Origin of the sequence: Desnuesiella massiliensis (assembly GCF_001403615.1) — a bacterium.
Lineage (GTDB): Bacteria > Bacillota > Clostridia > Clostridiales > Clostridiaceae > Desnuesiella > Desnuesiella massiliensis.
In genome coordinates, this window is sequence record NZ_LN879455.1 from 790516 (window position 1) to 812685 (window position 22170).

Annotated in this window: 23 protein-coding genes and 1 pseudogene; 22 read left to right on the forward strand and 2 right to left on the reverse strand. The window is 31.1% G+C overall.

Annotated elements, in window-relative coordinates; all coding sequences use genetic code 11:
* Positions 1-48 precede the first annotated feature (48 nt).
* The 11 genes and pseudogenes from BN2665_RS10285 to BN2665_RS10335 all read left to right on the forward strand — a co-directional run bounded on the left by BN2665_RS10285 (position 49) and on the right by BN2665_RS10335 (position 9953).
* Positions 49-1353, forward strand: coding sequence for an ABC transporter substrate-binding protein (locus BN2665_RS10285; protein WP_055667013.1), 1305 nt, complete (start codon positions 49-51; stop codon positions 1351-1353).
* Between the two features lie 483 nt (positions 1354-1836).
* Positions 1837-3153 carry a histidine--tRNA ligase gene (locus BN2665_RS10290; protein WP_242865930.1) on the forward strand — a complete coding sequence of 439 codons (1317 nt, stop codon included), beginning with the start codon at positions 1837-1839 and terminating at the stop codon, positions 3151-3153.
* A 238-nt stretch (positions 3154-3391) separates the two neighbouring features.
* Positions 3392-3982 (forward strand): annotated as a pseudogene (locus tag BN2665_RS10295) (MBL fold metallo-hydrolase); the annotation flags it as partial.
* 17 nt (positions 3983-3999) lie between these two features.
* A complete protein-coding gene (locus BN2665_RS10300; protein ID WP_055667014.1) occupies positions 4000-4575 on the forward strand; it encodes a TetR/AcrR family transcriptional regulator in 576 nt (191 codons plus the stop codon).
* 150 nt (positions 4576-4725) lie between these two features.
* Entirely contained in the window at positions 4726-5055 is a 330-nt protein-coding gene (locus BN2665_RS10305; protein ID WP_055667015.1) for a tRNA-binding protein, read from the forward strand.
* Between the two features lie 204 nt (positions 5056-5259).
* Entirely contained in the window at positions 5260-5853 is a 594-nt protein-coding gene (locus BN2665_RS10310; protein WP_055667016.1) for a hypothetical protein, read from the forward strand.
* A gap of 36 nt (positions 5854-5889) precedes the next feature.
* Positions 5890-6252, forward strand: coding sequence for a hypothetical protein (locus BN2665_RS10315; RefSeq protein WP_055667017.1), 363 nt, complete (start codon positions 5890-5892; stop codon positions 6250-6252).
* Between the two features lie 289 nt (positions 6253-6541).
* Positions 6542-7060 (forward strand): sigma-70 family RNA polymerase sigma factor, encoded by a 519-nt coding sequence (locus BN2665_RS10320; protein WP_055667018.1) that lies wholly within the window; start codon positions 6542-6544, stop codon positions 7058-7060.
* A 1-nt stretch (position 7061) separates the two neighbouring features.
* Positions 7062-8183, forward strand: a complete 1122-nt coding sequence (locus BN2665_RS10325) for a DUF4179 domain-containing protein (protein WP_055667019.1) — start codon at positions 7062-7064, stop codon at positions 8181-8183.
* Positions 8184-8831: 648 nt separating this feature from the next.
* Positions 8832-9425, forward strand: a complete 594-nt coding sequence (gene lepB, locus BN2665_RS10330) for a signal peptidase I (protein ID WP_055667020.1) — start codon at positions 8832-8834, stop codon at positions 9423-9425.
* Positions 9426-9449: 24 nt separating this feature from the next.
* On the forward strand, positions 9450-9953 hold the full coding sequence (locus BN2665_RS10335) for a GyrI-like domain-containing protein (protein ID WP_055667021.1): 504 nt from the start codon (positions 9450-9452) through the stop codon (positions 9951-9953).
* A 103-nt stretch (positions 9954-10056) separates the two neighbouring features.
* Here BN2665_RS10335 and BN2665_RS10340 read toward each other — a convergent pair whose 3' ends face one another.
* Positions 10057-10965, reverse strand: coding sequence for a TPM domain-containing protein (locus tag BN2665_RS10340; RefSeq protein ID WP_055667022.1), 909 nt, complete (start codon positions 10963-10965; stop codon positions 10057-10059).
* Positions 10966-11000: 35 nt separating this feature from the next.
* Positions 11001-11210 carry a YccF domain-containing protein gene (locus BN2665_RS10345; protein ID WP_055667023.1) on the reverse strand — a complete coding sequence of 70 codons (210 nt, stop codon included), beginning with the start codon at positions 11208-11210 and terminating at the stop codon, positions 11001-11003.
* Between the two features lie 142 nt (positions 11211-11352).
* Here BN2665_RS10345 and BN2665_RS10350 point away from each other — a divergent pair, with 142 nt between their 5' ends.
* From BN2665_RS10350 to BN2665_RS10400, 11 genes are all read left to right on the forward strand, one after another.
* On the forward strand, positions 11353-11946 hold the full coding sequence (locus BN2665_RS10350) for a restriction endonuclease (RefSeq protein ID WP_055667024.1): 594 nt from the start codon (positions 11353-11355) through the stop codon (positions 11944-11946).
* Positions 11939-12445: a restriction endonuclease gene (locus tag BN2665_RS10355; protein ID WP_055667025.1), complete on the forward strand. Its 507-nt coding sequence runs from the start codon at positions 11939-11941 to the stop codon at positions 12443-12445. Before BN2665_RS10350 ends, BN2665_RS10355 begins: the two co-directional genes overlap by 8 nt.
* Positions 12446-12597: 152 nt before the next feature.
* Complete coding sequence (locus BN2665_RS10360; RefSeq protein WP_055667026.1) at positions 12598-13503, forward strand: ABC transporter ATP-binding protein; 906 nt, start codon at positions 12598-12600, stop codon at positions 13501-13503.
* The gene (locus tag BN2665_RS10365) at positions 13500-14294 is read left to right on the forward strand and encodes an ABC transporter permease subunit (protein ID WP_055667027.1); all 795 of its coding nucleotides are present in this window, start codon (positions 13500-13502) and stop codon (positions 14292-14294) included. Before BN2665_RS10360 ends, BN2665_RS10365 begins: the two co-directional genes overlap by 4 nt.
* 277 nt (positions 14295-14571) lie before the next feature.
* Entirely contained in the window at positions 14572-14952 is a 381-nt protein-coding gene (locus BN2665_RS10370; RefSeq protein ID WP_055667028.1) for a Na-translocating system protein MpsC family protein, read from the forward strand.
* A 90-nt stretch (positions 14953-15042) separates the two neighbouring features.
* Positions 15043-16740: a methyl-accepting chemotaxis protein gene (locus tag BN2665_RS10375; protein ID WP_055667029.1), complete on the forward strand. Its 1698-nt coding sequence runs from the start codon at positions 15043-15045 to the stop codon at positions 16738-16740.
* 402 nt (positions 16741-17142) lie between these two features.
* Positions 17143-19179 carry a methyl-accepting chemotaxis protein gene (locus tag BN2665_RS10380; protein WP_055667030.1) on the forward strand — a complete coding sequence of 679 codons (2037 nt, stop codon included), beginning with the start codon at positions 17143-17145 and terminating at the stop codon, positions 19177-19179.
* 116 nt (positions 19180-19295) lie between these two features.
* On the forward strand, positions 19296-20156 hold the full coding sequence (locus BN2665_RS10385) for a sensor histidine kinase (RefSeq protein ID WP_055667031.1): 861 nt from the start codon (positions 19296-19298) through the stop codon (positions 20154-20156).
* Positions 20157-20300: 144 nt separating this feature from the next.
* Entirely contained in the window at positions 20301-20801 is a 501-nt protein-coding gene (locus tag BN2665_RS10390) for an NfeD family protein (RefSeq protein WP_055667032.1), read from the forward strand.
* 26 nt (positions 20802-20827) lie between these two features.
* Complete coding sequence (floA, locus tag BN2665_RS10395) at positions 20828-21811, forward strand: flotillin-like protein FloA (protein WP_055667033.1); 984 nt, start codon at positions 20828-20830, stop codon at positions 21809-21811.
* Between the two features lie 26 nt (positions 21812-21837).
* Positions 21838-22170, forward strand: a complete 333-nt coding sequence (locus BN2665_RS10400; protein WP_055667034.1) for a hypothetical protein — start codon at positions 21838-21840, stop codon at positions 22168-22170.

Sequence of the window (22170 nt, forward strand, 5' to 3'; positions counted from 1 at the left end):
TTACAATAAGATTGTGATGAATAACAAAACGTTAAGGGGGAATAGCGAATGAAAGGAAAAGGATATAAAAAAATATTATCTTTAGTACTTACTGGAGTTATAATGTCTGGATTAACGGCGTGCTCAAAGCCTGCGGAGCAAACTTCAGGAAAGAAGGAAAAAGTAAAAATAACCTATCCAACCTATAGAGTTGGTTCACATGCTTCTGCTGCAGCGGAAAAAGAAATCATTGATGCATTTAAGAAGCAATATGGTGATGAAATTGAACTAGTAGTTGAAGAATTACCAAGTGACCAGGCTTATGTAGAAAAAATGAAGGTCTTGGCAGCATCAAAACAATTACCAGATATAGTAGAAGGTAAGGATGGAATAATAGACCTAGCTATTAAAAATGGTCAAGCTGTAGATTTACTTTCTTATGTTAATGAGGACTCAAAATACAAGGCTGAAATTGGTGATGAGGCTATCAAAGCTAATATGAGAGATGGAAAGCTATACTCCATAGCTAATGCTCGTCAGCTTATAGGATATTTCTACAACAAAGATATGTTCCAAAAAGCAGGAATTACACCAGCAAAAACTTGGGACGAATTTATGGCTAATAATGAAAAGCTTAAGAGCAAAGGCTTTACACCTCTAGCATTAATGACTGGAGAAAATGCATGGACATCAGATCTTATATTTGCATCCATAGTTGGTACTGATGGAGAAGCTGGAAATAAGTTTATGAATACTATGAAACCAAGCGATTATAATAATCCAGCTGTAATTAAGGGTCTTACTATGATGCAAAAGATGCTTAAGGACTACACTACCAAGGATGCTATAGGAGCTATATACTCAAACGCAGCAAATAATTTCTCTCAAGAAAAAGCAGCTATTATAGCTAATGGTCCTTGGATGACTCCAGACTTTTCAGATAAAGACAAATCAAAACCAGGCTTGGCAGAGAGAGTAGGAGTAGCCCTTTATCCAGGAGATGGTGTAATTTCACAATATGAAATAGGATATATGGTATGCACCACTGATAAAGCGAAGATGGATGCTGCTATGAAATTCTTAAAATTTAAAACTGGAGCTTATGCTCAAAAGGTTATGCTTGAAAAAGGTGGAGCTTTACCACTTACAGCTAATGTAGAAATGAGCGATGAATATAAAAAGAATAATCCACTTATAGTAGATTTAATAAAACTTAGTGCTGACGCTAAATATAGATACTCAAATTTTAATAATACTGCAAATCCTACTGTTATAGATGTATTTGCAAAATTATTCCCAGAGCTTGCTTTTGGAAATATAACACCAGAGAAGATGGCTGCAAAAATGACAGAAGCTGCGGCTAAGAGTAAGTAGTAGCATTAAATTAAAAAGTAAATTGGTAACTATTGGACATATTTAATTAATTTGAGAAAAGGCTGTGAATGAACACGCATTTATTCGCAGTCTTTTTGTTTTATATTTTTACATGATAGGAATGATATTAATGAATAGTTTATCATTTGCAGTTAAAGAAGGAATTCAATTTTCAGAAGAAGGCAGAATAGAATTTCAAAATAGTAAAAGCGATATATTGACATACATATATAATAATGCTAATATATAACAAAAACTTTGAGGTGAAGGAAATGTTTAAAATCTATAATATAACTAAAAAACTTCATCACCATCACAGGACGCACTTGTAACCTTGATTTTATATCACAGGTACAAGTGCTATTAGTGCTTGTACCTGTGGCGGTCAATAGATTAAAAGAGCTCTACAGGTATTTTATTAAATGCTTGTAGAGCTCTTTTGTCGTTTAAAATAACAATTATTAATTTAAGGAGGAATTTAGAATGTCAATGGAATTAAGAAACCTAAAAGGGACTAGAGATTTTTTACAAAATGAGCAGAGGATAAGAAATGAGATTATTAGAAAACTTCAAGGGGTATTCGAAGTTTATGGATATCAACCAATTGAAACCCCTATTATATGTCAATATGACGTACTGGCATCAAAGTATGCTGGAGGAGATGAAATATTAAAGGAAATCTATAAGTTTAAGGACCAAGGGCAAAGAGATATAGGTTTAAGATATGATTTAACAGTTCCTCTTGCTCGTGTGGTTGGAATGAATCTTGACTTAAAGTTGCCTTTTAAAAGATATGAAATAGGTAAAGTATTCAGGAATGGACCTGTAAAAATTGGGCGTAGCCGTGAGTTTATTCAATGTGATGTGGATATTGTAGGAGTAAAATCAATTATGGCGGAAGCGGAATTAATGATCATGGCAAATGACATATATAAAATGTTGGGACTGGATGTTTATATTTCTTTCAATAATAGAAAGCTTCTTTCCGGAATTATAAGAGCTACAGGATTAAGTGAAGATTTGGAAGGAACTGTTATATTGAGTTTGGATAAGCTTGAAAAGATAGGTGAAGCCGGTGTTAGATTAGAATTAATTGAAAAAGGTATAAGCAATGAAGAAATAAATATATTATTTTCATTCTTAAATATGGATAAGGAAGAATTACTTGCAATGCTGAGAATAAATCCTAAGAATGAGCTCATAGAGCAAGGGGTAAATGAATTGGATGAACTAGTATATTACCTTCAATCAGCAGGGATAAAAGACAATTGTAAATTTTCACCTTGGCTTGCTAGAGGTCTTGAAATATATACAGGTACAGTTTTTGAAGTATTTCTAAGGGATGGAAGTATAACTTCAAGCTTAGGGGCAGGTGGTAGATATGATAAAATCATAGGAGCATTTTTGAATAATGGGCTTGAGTATCCTGCAGTTGGTATAACCTTTGGTCTTGATGTAATCTATGCAGCATTATTATATAAAGAAATGAAAATACAAGAATCACCAGTGCAAGCGTATATTATACCAATTGGTACCCATGCAGAAGCACTTAATATATTAACAATGTTAAGAAGACAGGGAATTTCGGCGGATATAGAAATGAATAGTAGAAAATTAAGAAAAAGTCTTGAATGTGCAGGAAAACAAGGCATCCCTTTTGTAATAATAATAGGTGAAGATGAAATAAAAATTGGAAAAGTTAAGATCAAAAATATGGAGGAGGGAAAGGAAACTGAGGTTACGATAGATCAAATAGCCTGCCAGTTAAAAGGAAAGTTGGCACTAAAAAAGAAAGTTTGATGCCTAAAGTATGGTTTTAAACTATAGGAGGAAAGATAATATTAATATTGCAAAAACTAATATGATTAGTTATAATAAAACTATAGATAATAAATTTAAAATTAATATAATTAGTTTTGTTATAAAGGGGATGATATTATTGAGAATAATTAAAGAAAAAACAGTTTACCAACTAACCTTTATGCCAGCACTTTTTCCTGTTAATTGCTATTTAGTAGAGTAAGAAGATTCTTTAACTTTAGTGGATGCTGCAGTGCCATTCAGCTGGAAGGGGATTTTGCAAGCTTCAAAAGATATAGGCAAACCTATTACAAGGATTGTGTTGACTCATGCTCATGATGATCATGTAGGAGCTCTAGATAAGCTAAAGGAAATGCTTCCAAATGCAACAGTATATATTTCTCATAGAGATGCTAAATTATTAAAAGGTGATTGCTCGCTAGACAAGGAGGAGGAGAATTTGCCTATTAAAGGTGGAGTCCCTAAGAATATAAAGACAAAACCAGATGTACTTCTTAAAGATGGAGACAAGGTAGGAGCGCTACTTGCAATTTCATGTCCTGGTCATACTCCTGGCTCTATGTGTTACCTAGATACTAGAAGTAATATCTTAATAGTGGGAGATGCCTTGCAGACAAGAGGGGGAGCAGCGGTAGCAGGACAGATTCGTATTCTGTTTCCATTTCCAGCTATGGCTACTTGGAATAAGAAATTAGCTATTGAAAGTGCCCTAAAAATTAAGGAACTTAAGCCTTGGCTTATTGCCGCTGGGCATGGTAATATGATGAAGGAACCAGAAAAAGTCTTAAACAGAATAATAAATCAATAGATAAGAAGGAGATATATATGTCACCTAGAAATAATTTAAACTTAAATACCATATTAGAAGTAGCAGCAGAGATTGCAGATAAGGAAGGCATCGAAGCCCTAACCATGGCTGTACTTGCTAAAAGATTGGCTGTTCGAACACCTTCCTTATATAATCATATAGATGGACTTAATGACTTAAGAAAAGAACTTGCTATATATGGCATAGAAAGTCTTTATGAGCACTTAATGCATGCAGCAGTGGGGAGAGCTGGAGATGAAGCTGTGGCTGCCATAGCAAAAGCCTATGTTGAATTTGCACGTAGTCATCCAGGTCTTTATGAAGCTACAATTTTTATACCAGATCCTTCAGATGTAGATTTTCAAAAAGCTGGCGAGAAGGTGGTTGAACTTTGCGTACGAGTTCTTAGAGCTTATGACTTGAAGGATGAAGAGGCTTTGCATGCTACAAGAGGACTTAGAAGCATACTTCATGGGTTTGCTTCCCTTGAGCAAAAAGGTGGATTTGGTATGCCTCTTGACCATGATAAGAGCTTAGAACTGATGATAAATGCATATATATCAGGAGTTCATACTTTGAAAAATGAAAAGTGATATATAGATAAACATTACGTAAACTTAACTTATACATGTTCCAAAATGGCATCTTCAAGCCATTATGGCGCATGTATAAGTTAATAGTTGAAGTTGTTTATCTATAAGGGGCTGATAAGAAATAAGAGAAATTATAGAGGAGGATACAATATGGCAACTTTTGAAGATTTTATGAAATTGGATATCAGAGTAGGAGAAATTACAAAAGTAGAGTTTTTTGAAAAGGCAAAAAAACCTGCCTATAAACTATGGGTTGATTTTGGAGAGGAGATTGGAGTAAAGAAATCCAGCGCGCAAATTACTGAATGCTACAAAATGGAGGAACTCGTAGGAAAACAAGTATTAGGAGTAGTAAACTTTGCACCAAGACAAATTGCTGATTTTATGTCAGAAGTATTGGTATTAGGGATCTATGCTGATCAGGGAGTAGTACTGATTCAGCCAGAACAATCTGTTAAAAAAGGCGATAAACTAGGTTAATATATAGAATAAAATTTTATACCTTATTAAGGTGTTTTTATGGATGATACAGTAAACCTATAATAACTATGCTTACTTACAGGTGAAAAGTAAATTATCGATTTTTAGACTACAAGAAAGTTATGCTTTCTTGTAGTTTTTTTGTTCTATATCCAAAAATCAATGGATTAGGCCTTAAAAATTATTTTTAAGGAGGAATTACTAATGGAGGGTAAGGAGATTTTTGCTACAACAGAGGATATTATTAGTGCTGCAGAATTAATTTCTGAAGCTGAAGAAAACAATATATTAATTTCAGAGGCTTTTGGAATATATAATGCAGTGACACTTGTTAATTTAGGATGTATTAAGAGTACGGATAAGGTTTTTGTTATGTGTTCAGAAGTAGATAGTATTACATGGGCAATATCCTATGTTTATACACCTCAGCAATTAATATCAAATAAAATAAATTCAGACGAAACTGTAGGAAATATTGTATTAGCTATGGAAAGAAGGTGGAAAAGCATTGATGAACTTTTAAAGAAATATGTACACACAAAACCAAGATTTTTTAATGTGAATGTAGAAAATATAGAGTATGACAATGAATGTTTTGACATAGTAATATCAGGATTTATTAATATAGCTGAAATAAAAATAAAAGAACCAGTAAGTAGATTTTATCTTGAAACTGGAATTGAATATGAGATATTTGAAAAGTTATTAATAAAAGCTAGTAATATATTGAAAAAGGAAGGTATACTCTTAATACTTTCTAAACCAGGTTGGGTGTTAAAATCTTGGACTTTAATATAAGAACTTGGGTTACAACTAGAATATGAGACTTATAATGTGTATACAGGGATTTACAGACATGCTAATGTTATTGTATGGTTAAAATTTATCAAAAAGGGAAAGGCCATTAATGTGGACAAGCAGAAAAGAAATATACTATCCTTAATGGGGGACAATGGAATAGATAGACTTTTCGCACATAGAAATAAACTGAGATTTCCATATGTAGAACTCTCTTATAATAATGTGGAATCATATATAAAATTAGATCAAAACCTAGAATATATGCAATATTTTTTTTCCTTTGAAACTACTGTTAAGTTAGCGCAATTGTGTAAAGGTTATACAGCTTGTTTAGTTACTCCCTCCATAGCTCACTATGCACAAAAAATTCATAAAAGAATTATTAAAGCAGCATAAAGAAAGCATTGTCTATATTGTATTTCCCCATAGTAGGAAAACTAGTTTAATTAATGCTATGAAGGCTAAGGGGTTAGTAATAAGGGATGAAAGTTTAAATACATGCATAGAATATGTCAAGCCTCCTAAAATTGTTAGGATTTACGGTAAACAAGCAATTCAGCTTTATAGGTTTAGTTATATATAAGTAAATTTTCTGATCTAATCAGAACCAATCCTTAAGTCAATCTATCTAATATATGAATTCAATAAATAAATAGCATGCTGTTTATAGGTTAGGAGAGAGAGTATGGAGGACGTAGAACTTGTTAGTAAGTGTAAGGAAGGGGACAGGAAAGCTTTTTCAATGCTTATTAAGAGTTATGAAAAAGATCTCTATAGAGTAGCTATTGCCATGACTAAAAATAATGATGATGCCCTCGACTGCATTCAAGAGGCTATTTTACAGGCTTTTAAAAGTATGAGCAGTCTTCTGCATGAGGAATATTTTAAAACTTGGCTAATAAAGATTTTGATTAATAAATGTAATGAGATGCTATATAAAAAGAAAAGGATAATATTATTTTCAGAATATCAAAGTGAGGATTCCTATAGTTACAATACAGAAGTAATAGAAGTAAAGGATGCTGTAAATAAGTTGGAGGAATCCTTGAAACTGTTGGTAATACTTTATTATTTTGAAGATATGAGTATAAAAGATATAGCTGAAAGCCTGAATATTCCTGAAGGCACTGTGAAATCAAGGTTGGCCAGAGCCAGAGAAAAATTAAAGCTTTTTTTAACAGTTAAAGAAAGTGAGGTTATGTAAATTGAATAAGGATTTGGATATAGAAATAAAAAAACTTCTCTTAAATAATGAGGATATAGAGGTACCAAGTGCTATATCTCAGGGAATAGATGATACCCTTTTTAAGTTAGAGCAGCAGGAAAGTTACCAGGGATCAAATATCAGCACAATAAGGAGTAATAAATGGCCTGGCATTAGGAAAATAGTTAGAGTTGCTATAATAACCCTTGCTCTTATGGTTACAGCCTTTAGTGTAAATATATATGCAAAGGATAATCCAATAAAGCAATTTATTAATGCAGCAGTAGAAAAAATAACAAGTAATAGCAGCAATGCTATTAAGGATTTTACTAATTATAAAAATTCAGATATAGATTCATACAAAACTGTTATTGAACAAAGTGTTAGCTATAATGGCATTACTATATCCCTTAATGAAGTGGTATTAGATGAGAATCAGTTGCTTATGGCTTATACTGTAACCCAGGATAAAGTAGATTTTTCAAAGACAAGCTTCCCTTATACCAGGCTTTATATAAATGGTAAAGAAGTAAGAATAGGAAGCGGTGGTAGTCATATGGATGTAGATAAACATACTAGGCGGTATATTGAGAGCAAAGATGTAGACACTGCAAATATGGATGATAATGTAGAGATAAAAATTGTATTTGAAAAGCGCCACGGATATTCTCCGCAGGATGAGATTTGGAATGGTAAGTGGGAATTTATATTTAATGCAAGCAAAGAAAAGCTTATGAGCAGTACTAGAAGAATAGCCATTAATAAAACCTTAAGCCTGCCCGATAATGGCTCAGTTACTATAAAGAATATTACCATTACACCTATATCTACTAGCATAAATTCAACTAGTGAGTGCGTTGATAAAGAAAGAAAGGGAAATAATATTATAGAGGTAGACTATGCTTTGTATGATGAAAAAGGAAATAAAGTTGACCCCGTAAGCATTCATCATAGAAACAGGTCTGTTGATGAAAAGATATTGGGAGAAAGCTATCATAGATTTGTAAAATTAGAGGATAGCATAGTTAAACTTAAAATTGTACCCTATGCTAGCAAATATAGCATGGACAGTAATTATAATAAGGAATTAAAACAACAAGCTATTGAAATAGAGCTGAAATAATAAAAAATATAGTGACTGTATTAGATTTTTATATTAATCTATTTGCAGTCACTAATTTTTATTTATTATAAATATAAGTACTTAAATAAAAAGAGCACGTAACGACCTAAGTTGCACCACTATAGATAACATGTATTACCAAGCCATAATCTCACGACTATAACCAAGCAGTTCATTACCTATAATAATGGTTTCTTCAACTATACATAATATCTTCATAGCTATATATAACCGGTAGGCTATATATAACCACTTCAATACAACGTATAATCTTAGCTCGACTTTATATTATAAGTTGGAACCTTAATATAATAGATATAATCAACTATATTAAAGCTTTTCCCTACAATATAAAATCTTCCCCATGATTATATATAAGCTTATTTAAACCTATATATAATCTTTGGTCAATGAATATATACCTCTCTAACGAAGCATATATTCATCTTAGCTCAATCGTTACGTACCCTATGCTATTATATTACCCCCATTATTTTATTATATACTGGTAGTTTTATGAAAAATTAAAATTAAAAATAACATAAGAGATTTGCTTTTAATACTTGTTATGGTAAAATGTAGTCAATAATTATATAAAGTATCAAAATTATATTGTGATTAAAATATTGCTAACATTTGGAGGAGATTATGGTAGATAAGAAAAAAACTATTTTAAAAGAAATAATGAGTTGGATATCACCCATAGCAGGAGCTTTTATTTTAGTATTATTGATTAACACTAAGGTATTTGCCATGGTTCAAGTACATCAATCCTCAATGGAGAATACTTTGCATGAAGGGCAAAAGATGGTCATTGATAAAATAAGCTATAATTTTAGCACTCCTAAAAGAGGAGATATTATAGTATTCTTAAAAAGTCATTTAAAGGAAAACTTTTTAGACGAGATAAATATTTATCTTAAGGATTTGCTTAGAGCAGATGACAGCTATGAGCGTCTTGTAAAAAGAGTAATAGGAATTCCAGGAGATAAAATAGATATAAAAGATGGCTATATTTATGTAAATGATGAAAAGCTCAAGGAAGTCTATGTAAAAGGTAATACATCAAAAAGGGAGTTTACACTACCGGCGGTGGTGCCAGAAGGAAAGCTTTTTGTATTAGGTGACAATAGACAAGTAAGTGAAGACAGTAGAACCTTTGGTTTTGTTGACTTAAAGAAGGTAGAAGGCAAGGCTAAGTTAAGGGTATGGCCCTTAAATAATATATCTATATTAAAATAATTTATAAAAGGATGGTGTAACAATATGTCAGCAGAGTTAATGGATTTTAAAACCATAAACTTAGGAAGAGTTAAGGTTATAGGTAAAGAGGTGCTTTGTAAATGTGGACATCCTGAGGGAAACCCAATACCTGCCCTTTGGGGTAAATGCCATGAAGATGGAACTATTAAAGCACTAGAAGAGCATAAAGATAGGTTATATAAAAATGCACTTGTAGGATGGATGGGAAAGTTTTGCTTTAAAACTAATACTTTTTCCTATGTAGTTGGTATTATAGCTGATATTAATGCTGATGTACCATCCGATATGGTTAGCTATGAAATTCCTGAATGTAAAGTTGCAGTGGCTACTATAAAAGGCACTGAGCCAGATATTTATATGATGGCTCATGAGTTTACAGAGAATGAAATAAAAAAGTTAAATTTAAAGCCAGATTGGAATGTGGGCTTAGAAATGGAATGGTATGATGAACGTTTCTGTGCTAATAAAGATTATAAAATTATAGATCTTTATATGTCAGTAGTTTAAAAAATTTATAATGTATAAATACATATAAATGTTAAAAAGGGGGATAGTCTAGCTAACCTCCTTTTTATTAGCAATAAAATATCCAAATCAATAGACGGCTTATTTAAAAATCTGAAGAAGAACCTCCGCCGTCTGATGATCCTCCACCAAAGCTATTAAAATCGTTATAACTTTCATTGATGCTATTATTGAATTTATTATCATCTTCATTAAGGTTTTGGTGCAATAGCCCTAAAGCATAATATTTAGAGGTTTCATCGCCATTACGTTCTATAGAGTCATCATATTCTTGATCAAAGGGTTTAGAGTAGTTATTATTTGATTTATTATAGCTATTATTATTTTGAGATTTTAATGCATGTCTTAATACTAAAGAAACTACTATTATGATAAATAGGAAGCTAAAAATTTTAATGCCATTAGAGGTAGTTGGATCTGTAGTTTTATTATATATAATAGGAGGATTAGCTGAGGAAGTATTATTATTTTTATTAGAAATATTAAGTAAGGTTTCGATACTATGATTGTATATATAGAGAGCTCCTTCATTAAATGAATCATTCTTTAGATAGTTCTTGGCGCCCTCAATTATTTCTCCAGCCTTTTTATCAGTGATTATGTGATTTATTCCTTTACCAATTTCTAATCTGATTTTTCTATCCTTAGTAACAATTAATAATAATATGCCATTATTCTTTTCTTTGTCCCCTATACCCCATTCATTAAATAAGGAGGTAGAATACTGCTCTAGGTTTTCATTATTTAAGCTAGGAATGGTTACGGTTACTATCTGACATAGTCCTTCACTATAGGCGTTATTTGCTAGTTCTTTTAATTTTAGTTTTGTATCCTCATCTATAACTTGAGAAGTATCTTGTACATATATATTTTCACTAGGCTTTGGTAATAAATTATTAGGTTTGGCCTTAACATAACTTTGAAATAGGACTATAAAGCAAAGCATTAGAGTTAAGACTTTAAAGCATTGAGTTTTTTTATAAGTCAATCTCATTATTATCACTTCCTTGAATCATGTGTTTTTTAGCTTTAAATAATCTCTTTGCCAAAAGGCATTAAAGACAGCTTAGCTAGTTTTAAGCTTTGAACAGCAAAAGGAATTCCCACTATAGTTATAGCGAATATTAAAGCTGAAAATAGATTAGCTAAGGCTAGCTCCCAACCTAAAAATATAATCCATAAAATATTTCCTACAAGGCCGCCAAAAATTATCCAAATAATATTACCTAAAGTGGACATACTATATACCTCCTTAAGTTTATCATAATCACTAGTATTATATATATTATATATGTATAAATATGGTTAAGTATATAGTGAAATTTATTTATAGGAATAATCTCCTGTAAATATGGAAATATTTATTTATGAGGTGAGTTATATGGAATTAGTAAAATTATTATTATTATTAATGGTTATAGGATTTTTTATAAAGCTTTTAAATAGGATGCTTATATACATAATAAAAAATGTAAAGATAGAAATAAAAAATAAAAGGTTAAAATACGGTATTCTTTCCAGAAAGGATATAGCGGAATGTAATATTAATGAGTTTGAAGACCTTTGCAGGGAGTACATTAATGTTTCTAAGGGAATTAAAAATACTACTCTTTTGTCAGAACAAAGTAAAGGTGGAGTAGACATTATAGGCAATGAGTATGGAGGGTTAACTTATATAAGATGTATTTTAAAAAATATAAAAGAAAGCAAAGAAGATATTTATTCCGATGATGCTTGGGAAGAAATTGATAGAGAAGAATTAGAAAATTTTTTGGGAAGAATGATACAAGATGGAGTTAAAAAAGGAATAGTTATAACTAATAGTGATTTTTCAAAGGAAGCCTTGGAGTTTATTAGTATTTTAAATTCAAACAGTAAAAGATATTATATAGAGGCTATAGATGGTTATACCTTCCTAGAAGGTGTAAGAGAAATAAGAGAAACGGAATATAAGGATGTGCTAGAATATGTATAATTTTCTTAGATTTATAGCTTTTATAACCTTTATTATAATGGTACCTTCTATTTTTAAATTGGTAGATAACATGATTAAACTGCTTCAACTACTAAAGGAAAGAAACGCTAATATAATGCTCATAGATGAATTGCACAATTTAACGGGAGAAGAATTTAGAAGATGGTGCATTAATTATTTATATAAAAATTATAATTATGAATTTAGTGAATATCACCAAAGTGGGGACGGAAATAGAGATTTTATATGTATAAAAGATGACTCAAAGATCTATATAAATTGTATTAAATATAGCTCCAGTAGAAATATGAAAGAAAGAGTTGATATAGAACATATAAAAAGGTTGTTAGCTTTAATGGAAAGTAAAGCATTAAAAAAATCTTTAATAATAACTACTGGTTATGTAACAAAAGAAGCCTATAGCTATATAAAAGCTTTACCAAAGGAATATTCTATAGATATATTTGAAAGGGAAAAATTTAATATAGAGTATGCATAAATAAAATGTCCTAGAACTGGGAAGAAGTAGCTTAAGGTTAAAGTTTGTAATTCTTCTTAAGTTCAAGGATATTTTTTTAAATAAACTTTGCTTTATTATGAACCTTTTTATTATATGCTACGTTACATTGATGAAAAAGGGGAGGATGCAAAATGAATGCAATAGATATTATTAATTTAACAAAATCTTATAATAGCAGCGAAAAAGCTTTAAACAATATTAGCTTTAGTATACCTAGGGGAGAAATATTTGGTTTCCTTGGACCTAATGGGTCTGGAAAAACCACCACTGTAAGAGTTTTAAATGGGATATTATCGCCCACCTCAGGAAACATAAAAATATTAGATAAAGAGGTTAAAAACAATATTGTAGATATTCATAAGGTATGTGGTGTGATGACAGAGACCGCAGCTTGTTATGAAGGACTATCCGCAGAAGAGAACTTAATGTTTTTTGGAAGTATGCATGAAATAGAAGCGAGAGAGTTAAGAAAGAGATGTGAAGCTTTATTAAAGGACTTGGAGTTATATGAGGCTAAGGATAAGAAGGTTGGAAATTATAGCACTGGTATGAGAAAAAGAGTATCTTTAGCTATAGCTTTAATCCATAATCCTAAAGTACTATTTTTAGATGAACCTACCTCAGGGTTAGACCCTGAGAATGCTGTAAATGTTACTAGACTTATTAAAAAGCTGGCTAAGGAAAAGGAAGTAACCGTATTTTTATGTACTCATCAACTAAAATATGCAGAAGATATTTGCACCTTGTATGGCTTTATAAATAAGGGTAATATGTTGGGCTTTGGAACCTTTCAAGAGTTAATTCAAGGAAAGGGTATTGGAACTTATCTAAAATTGAGAGGAGAAAGCATACCTTTAGATTTAGGCTTTGAAAAAATTGGACAAGGAGAATTTAAAAAGATTATAAAAACTGATAATGAGGTATCGGATATAATTTATAACGTGTTAAATCGGGGGGGAAAGGTATATGAGGCTGCTCAAATTAATTGTGATTTAGAAGAACTTTACTTTGCTTATATGAGAGGTGATAAAAAATGAATAGAATACAAAAAGCATTGATGAAAAAAGACATAAAGGAGATAACCTCTTCAAAACAAATAATGATACCCATGATAATAGTACCCCTATTAATGATGGTGATTATACCTGCTACTTTATTGATTATTGCTAAATTTGCTCCCAAAGGCATAAATGCTATTAATGGATTGAGTATGATATTAGATAGACTTCCAGAAAGCTACAAGGCTTTAAGCGAAGAGCAGCTAATAATTACCGCAGCTATGGAGTTTTTGTTTCCAGGCTTTTTCTTAATAATACCTATAATGATGTCCAGTATACTAGGCTCCAGCGCCGTGGTAGGAGAAAAAGAGCATAAAACTATGGAAACTTTGCTATATACTCCTGTAACCATGGAACAGCTTGCTAGAGCTAAAATACTGGGAGTATTTATACCTTCCTATGTGGTAACCTTAGTAGCCTTCGTACTTTTCGGTATAGTAATGAATCTAGGAGGATTGTGGATTTTTCATAGCTTGATATTTCCTAATGTTAAGTGGCTTATATTGATATTTTGGCTTTCACCAGCATTATGCATATTTGCCCTAACCTTTACCATATTAATTTCAGCAAAATCTAAGACTTTTCAAGAAGCTCAACAACTAAGCGGAGTATTGGTTTTACCTGTTATATTACTATTGGTAGGACAAATGACAGGGTTATTTTTGCTTAATGATATTATAATATTTATTATAGGCGCTGTATTATTTTTAAGTGATTATTTCTTAATTAAAAGGGTATCTAAAAATTTTACAGCGGAAAAATTAATTTAAGGAATTTTGAAAAATAACTAGTCGGTATACTTGTATATTCGATTAGTTATTTCATTTTGTTTGACCTATGGTATCTAATAGATACCATATAATATCTATTTTTATGAATTTCATACGAATATTTAATTGTAAATAATATTTTGTAAAATGACTTGTACAAAGAAAAAAAGTATTGTAAATCTTATTAAAAATATTCATTTAGTTAAATCTATATGATATAATTTATATCGGTAATATTGGATAATTTTATAATTTATGGTTTTATTGGGGGAATATCATGGGGAATAGTTTTAGACAAGTAGAGATTGATATTGAAAGATACTTGGCAAAACAATTGAAGGAGTGGTTAGGTAAAAGGGAGAGGCAAATAAAAGCAAAGGTAAAAGAAGATTGTTTAGAAGTCACTATTATAGGATTTTTAACCCCTACAGAAAAAATTTTGCTAAGAAATCCTGAAAATGAGGAGGACTTAAATAAAGTTTGGACAAGATTTAATAACATGGTAAAGGATGAGATTATATATAATATAGAGAGAATATTGGGGTACAAAATAGAATTTGATAAATCAAATGTAGACTTACCAAAAGATACTAAGCAAGTGCAATTTAGAATACTAAATAGGTTAAGTGAAGAGGGAAAGAGCTCTTTCAACTCTTAGCGAACCTGCATTAAATTTATGTTATATTAACATAATTAATGTAGGTTTTTATTTTTTGCTATTTTATTTAGAAATAAAGGGGTAAGAAAAATGAAAAATTTAAAGATAAGAACTAAAATGCTTTTAATGTCTTTAAGCAGCATAATACTATTAACAATAATATTGATAGTTTTGAGTTATGCTCAAATAAATTCTATGTTTAAAAACAATTTATTAATGCAACTAACTTCCAATATGAACTTAGCTAAAGAATATATAGAGGTTAAATATAGTGGAGCGTGGAATGTAAAAGACGGAAAGCTTTATAAAGGAAGTAAGCTTATAAATGATAATATTGATATAGTAGATAGTATAAAAGATAAAACAGGAAATGAATTTTCAATACTGCTTAATGATACAAGAATATCTACTACAGTTATGACTGATGGGAAAAGAGCTGTAGGAGCAAAGGTGTCTGATAGTTTTTTAGATATGGTAAAAAAAGAAAACTCCACTCATATTGAGGAGACTAATGTAAATGGAGAAAAATTTCAAATAATATATTCACCACTAATGGATGAAAAAAACAAATTTGTTGGCATAGTGGTTATGGGAATAAATAAATCAGACATGATTTCCAGGATAAACGACTTAATGAGAAATATAGTTTTAATAGCTTCTGCATTAGCATTAGTGCTAGTATTAGTAACTATAAGAATAGTTAAAGGCATTACATCACCTTTAACAAAAGCTGTGGATGAATTAGAGAATATGTCTAACGGTGATTTTTCTAAAGAAATCAAAGACAGCTATAACCATAGAAGAGATGAGGTGGGGGTATTATACAAAGCTTTAAAATATATGCAGATTTCTATAAAAGAATCCTTAAATGATATAAAGCATTTTTCTAGGAATATTGAGGAGCAAGCGCAGAATCTTTCTTCTATTTCCGAAGAGATGTCCGTTTCTTCAGAAAATGTATCTATAGCTATGCATGATATAGCACAAAATACTGGAACACAATCAGGTGAGCTTAGTAACATAGCTCATATGATAAATATACTAAATGAAAATTTATCTAATATAACTAAGGATATAAATAATGTTCATAGTAGCTCTAAGGATATCAGTGCAGTATCTCTAGAAAGTAATAGGGAAATGAAAAAACTAATTGATAATATAAAAGGTATTAATGAAGCTTTTGAACAATACTATAGAAGGATATTTGGATTAAGCAATAAAATTAAAGAAGTAAATGAAATAAGCGCTGTAATAAATGGCATTGCTGATCAGACTAATCTCTTAGCATTAAATGCATCAATTGAAGCTGCAAGAGCGGGAGAGGTTGGAAGAGGCTTTAATGTAGTTGCTGAGGAAATAAGAAAACTGGCAGAGGAAACTAAGGTTTCATCAAAGAATATAGGGGACTTAATAATAGAAATATCTAAAGAAAGTGATTATATGATAAAAGATACTGAAAATCTTAGTGTAGGTATGAATACACAACTATCTACTATAAATGGATCTTTAAGTAATTTTGAAAAAATAATTATTTCTATAAATGAAATTATACCTAAAATTGAGGGAGTCAATAGATTTATAGAGAAAATTAATTCTGAAAACAATGATATACTGTGGAAGATGAACAATATATCCTCTTCTCACCAACAAATAGCAGCATCTACAGAAGAGGTATCTGCATCATCAGAAGAAATGAACTCTGCTAGTGAAGAAGTATCCTCAGCTTCTCAGAAGATGCATGAAATAACTGAGGAAATGATTAAATCTGTTAATAAGTTTAAGATATAATAAAAAATTGTGAAACATATCATCCTATAGATACTTCTATAGTAAAAGCTTATGATGATGAACTTGACAATAGTATAATTGAAGGCTATGAAGAGGTTTCAGGTCATGGTATTAAGGTGAATATATCAGGAAAGCAAGTGCTAGCAGGAAATAAAAGACTTATAAAGTGGCTAAAGTGATTAAACATATAAAGGCTTATTTGCTTATAGGGGAATATGGTTCCCAACGAGTAAATAAGCCTATTTGATGTGTAAAAGTCGAAATATATCTAAAAATATATGAATTTTTTTACATAAAATTATTATTATTGAAGTTTATAAGTAAATATGACATAATTAGATTAAAATATTTATAATTGTATAATTATGTTTAATTGAATTAAATGATTTGGGAGGATACTATATGTCTATAAAGAAAAAAATATCTTTACTTACAGCTTCTATAGTTTTTATAGCTATACTATTTGTAAGTATTATAACTTATATTTTCACTAGTACAGCTATAGATAGGGTGGCTAAGAAGGATATGTCTGCTTTAGCCTCTAGCGTAAGGGCTTCTATAGAATTAGTCATAGAAAAAGAAAAGTCAAACATAGCTAGAGTGTCAAATCATAAAGCTGTGCACGAAATTTTTAATTACACAGGAAATAAAGATAGTGGACAGTATAAAAGTTTAATTGCGTCTATGAATAAAATGCTTAAGGAGTATGATTCTACACAAGGAAACTTAGAACATTCCTTTATAGTAGATAATAGTGGAACAATAATTGCAGATAGTGATGAAAGCTTAGTAGGTAAGAATTTAAACGATAGAGATTATAATAAGAGGACTTTAGAGGGACAGGGAAAGCAGGTAATTAGTGAAACTTTAATTTCTAAATCTACAGGGGCTCCTATAATAGTCTTCACATCACCAATAGTCGTAATTGATAAAGTTATAGGATATGCAGCGGCAGCTGTTAAGGGGGAGACCTTAAATCAGTATTTGAAAGATATAAAGATATCAAATAGTGAGTCAAGCTATGCTTACCTAGTAGATGAAAAAGGGAATATTATATATCATCCTACTAAAGAAAAAATAGGAAAGCTCGTAGAAAATGATCAGATTAAAGCTTTGGTGGGAAAAAGTTATAAGGATGTAGAAGGTAAAGAAAGAATAGTTAATTATTTATATAAAGGTGCAGATAAGATAGCCGCTTATGAGGTGGTACATAATACCAACTGGATATTAGTTATTAGTGCGGATGTTAAGGAATATATGAGTCCTGTATTTAAGCTAACTCAATGGCTGATGGGATCTAATATTATTATAGTAATATTATCAATAATTATTGGATTTATTGTAGCTTCAAAAATTTCAAAACCTATTTTAGATATAAGTAAATTGGTGGATAGTACCGCAAAGCTAGACTTAACATATAAGAAGGATTATGAAAGATATACGAAGCGCAAAGATGAGATTGCAATTATTGCTACAGCTATAGGTAATATGAGAAAGGTGTTAAGAGAAATGGTAGAGAAGCTCAACGAAGCTTCGGAAAACATAAATAACAATGCTAAATCGGTTAAGGATTTAACAGAAACATTAAAGATTCAGGCTGATAATACTGCAGAAGAAACAGAGCAGTTATCTGCTGGTATGGAAGAAAGTGCGGCCACCATAGAAGAGATTTCAGCCTCTTCAGGAGAAATGGAAAATGCAGTATCCAATATGGCAGAGAAAGCTAATGAGGGATCTCTAAGAACTGAAGAGATATCTGAAAGAGCTAATGAGTTAAAGAAAGGTGCCGTAGCTTCTAAGCAGCACTCTCAAGAAATATATCATAAAGTTAAGAAGGAATTAGAAAAGGCCATTGAAGGGTCAAAGGCTGTAAAGGAGATAGATATACTATCTGAATCTATATTAGAAATAAGCAGTCAGACAAATTTACTAGCATTAAATGCAGCTATTGAAGCTGCAAGAGCAGGAGAATCTGGCAAGGGCTTTGCAGTAGTAGCTGAGGAAGTAAGAAAATTAGCTGAAGAATCTGCTACCATAGTAGGAAATATTCAAAATGTGGTTAAAAATGTTAGAGGTTCAGTAGATAATCTTACTAATAGCTCATCACAGATGTTAAGCTATATAGATGAGGAAGTAGCTATAGATTATAATAAATTCATTGCTGTAGGAGATAAATATAATATAGATGCAGAAGATGTAAATAAGTTTATGATAGACTTCAGTGCACTGTCTGAGGAATTAAATGCTTCTATAACGGGTATAGTTAAGGCTATAAGTGAAATGGCAGGCACTATAAATGACGGAGCTAGTGGAGTAACCAATATATCCTCTAAAACTATAAGTATAGTAGAAGGAATACAAGAGATAAAAAATTCAGCAGAAGACAATTTGGCTAGTGCTGAGATATTAAAGGATATAACAAAACAGTTTAAATTATAAAAAACGTATAAAAGCATGCAAAGGCCCTAAAGCTGATGCATGCTTTTGATTTTAATACTCTTTATATAGTATAATATTGCTGTATTAACTTAAATTTCTAATAAGGAGCAGCGGTTATGAAAAGCAATAAAAATCTCCATATTCAAAAGGTAATCATAACATCCATTATCATTAATGTAGTGCAATTATTAATTATTCTATGGATAAGTTTTTATGGTGTGTTAAAAATTGGGAATATAAATGCTAATGGATTATTGTATATAATCATATTAACTATAATAGTGAATAGCTTTATTATAATAAAAAATATGTATTTAATGATATTTAGTAAAGGGGAAAAGCAGGGCTTGATTGAAAGTCTGCAGCATTTAACTGAACTAAATAAAACCTTAAGATCTCAAAGACATGATTTTGTTAATCATCTTCAAGTGATCTACAACCTGTTAGAACTAGAAGAATATGATGAAGGCAAAAGCTATATAGAAAAAATATATAAAGACGTGGTTAAGGTAAATAGGGCTATGAAAACCTCTAATGCTGCGGTAAACGCTTTATTGCAAGCTAAAACTATATATGCTGAGCAAAATTTTATAGAAGTAAATTTATATGTATATACTGATCTTAAGCATATGCCTATACCTGCTTGGGAGTTTTGCAGGGTTTTAGGAAATATAATAGATAATGCTATCTTTGCATTAAATACCTCTAATAAAAAAGAAAAAGTATTAACTATAGAATTATTTGAAGACATAAAAAGCTATAAATTTAATATTATTAATAACGGACCTAAAATAGAATCGGGAATCATAGATAAGATTTTTACTCCAGGATTTTCTACAAAAGGAGATAAAGGTGAGGGTGTGGGACTTTCAATAGTGAAGGAAATTTTAAATAGCTATGGTGGAAGTATAGAAGTGAAAAGCACTGATATGGAAACTAGTTTTGAAGGCGCTATATATAAGGCTAAAGAGGAGTAGATTATTATTAGAATAAGGAAAATGATTAAACATAAAAAGTGACATGTAGTACTTCATAATGTATTTTTTATAGCTTATGTATTTTTGAGAAAAGCCATAAGTATTAGTATATACTTATAGAAATAAACAAAAGGGGTGATTTTATTGGAGCTAGTAAATATTATAAACAACTTAAATATAATTTCTATAATTTTCTTTATTCTTGGGTTCATCTTTGTCATAGTTGAAATGTTTCATCCAGGCTTTGGAGCTCCAGGAATTTTAGGAGGTATTCTCTTATTTCTGGGCATAATCTTTACTGCGCAAAACCTAATTGAGGCTGTGATACTGCTTATTGTTGTACTAGCTATCCTAGGGGTGGCCTTGGCCATAGTGTTACAATCCTTTGCTAAAGGAAAGCTTTCAAAAACCATGGTACTTTTTGAAAGTCAAAAGAAAGAACAGGGATATATAGGCACAGAGGATTTAAATTATTTTCTAGGAAAAGAGGGAATTACTAATACTGTGCTAAGGCCTTCTGGTACTGCAGATTTTGATGGAGTAAAGATGGATGTAGTATCGGAAGGAGAATATATTGAAAAAGGTTGTGCGGTAAAAATAATAAAAGTGCAGGGAAGAAAAATATTAGTTAGGGAAATAAAATAGTTTTATAATAAAAAGGAGAGGATTTTATGGATACAAGAGTTTTAAGTATTCTAATAATAGGTATTATAGTAGTAGTATTCTTAATATTATTCTTTAGTTTTGTACCTATTGGACTATGGATTTCAGCAGCTGCGGCAGATGTTAAGGTGAGCATATTTAATTTAATAGGTATGAGATTGAGAAGAGTTGTACCAAGTAGAATAATAATTCCTTTGATTAAATCTACAAAAGCGGGTATGAATGTTAATGTAAATCAGTTGGAAGCCCACTATCTTGCTGGCGGAAATGTGGATAAGGTGGTAGATGCTTTAATAGGAGCTCATAGAGCTAATATAGAATTGCTATTTGAAAAAGCTGCTGCTATTGACCTAGCAGGAAGAGATGTACTAGAAGCAGTTAAGATGAGTGTTAATCCTAAGGTTATAGAGACCCCAAATGTATCAGCAGTTTCAAAGGATGGTATAGAATTACTAGTAAAAGCTAGGGTAACTGTAAGAGCTAATCTTGAAAGGCTAGTAGGTGGAGCAGGAGAGGCTACAGTATTAGCTAGAGTTGGAGAGGGAATTGTAACTACCGTAGGTAGCTCAGAATCTCATAAGGAAGTTTTAGAGAATCCAGATAAAATATCAAAAGTAGTTTTAAGTAAGGGCTTAGATGCAGGAACAGCCTTTGAAATATTATCCATAGATATAGCTGACGTAGATGTAGGAAGAAATATAGGAGCACAGTTACAGACCTTACAAGCAGAGGCAGACAAAAACATTGCTCAGGCTAAGGCTGAGGAAAGAAGAGCTATGGCTGTAGCACAAGAACAGGAAATGAGAGCGGCAGTGGTTCAAGCTGAGGCTGAGGTACCTAGAGCTATGGCTCAGGCTTTAAGGGAAGGGAAGCTTGGTATTATGGATTATTATGACATGCAAAATATAGTGGCTGATACTAAGATGAGAAATTCCATATCTGCTACAGGGAAAAAAGGTATGGGAATAAAAAATATAGATGAAGATAAATAATAGATGTAGAATTTAGGTGATGTATAATGAGTATGATTAAAAGCCTATTAAATTCTTTCATGGGTAGTTTCAATAGCGATAGTTGGGGTAAATATTATAAACCCATTAATAAAAATAAGCCTATAATAGAAGAATTTATAATTAACAAAGAGGAAAATTCTGAGGCTGGCACTGAATCACAAGAGGAGAATTCTCAGTGCAAGCAATGTTCTAAAGAAGAATATAAAGAGGTTGGAGATAAAGCTAAAGCCTCTGGAATAAACCTCGAATTAAATGAAGAAGAACTAGTTAAGGCAGTTATATATAGTGAAATATTGGGATTGCCAAGGAGCAAGAGGAAGGGAAGATTCAGGAGGTAA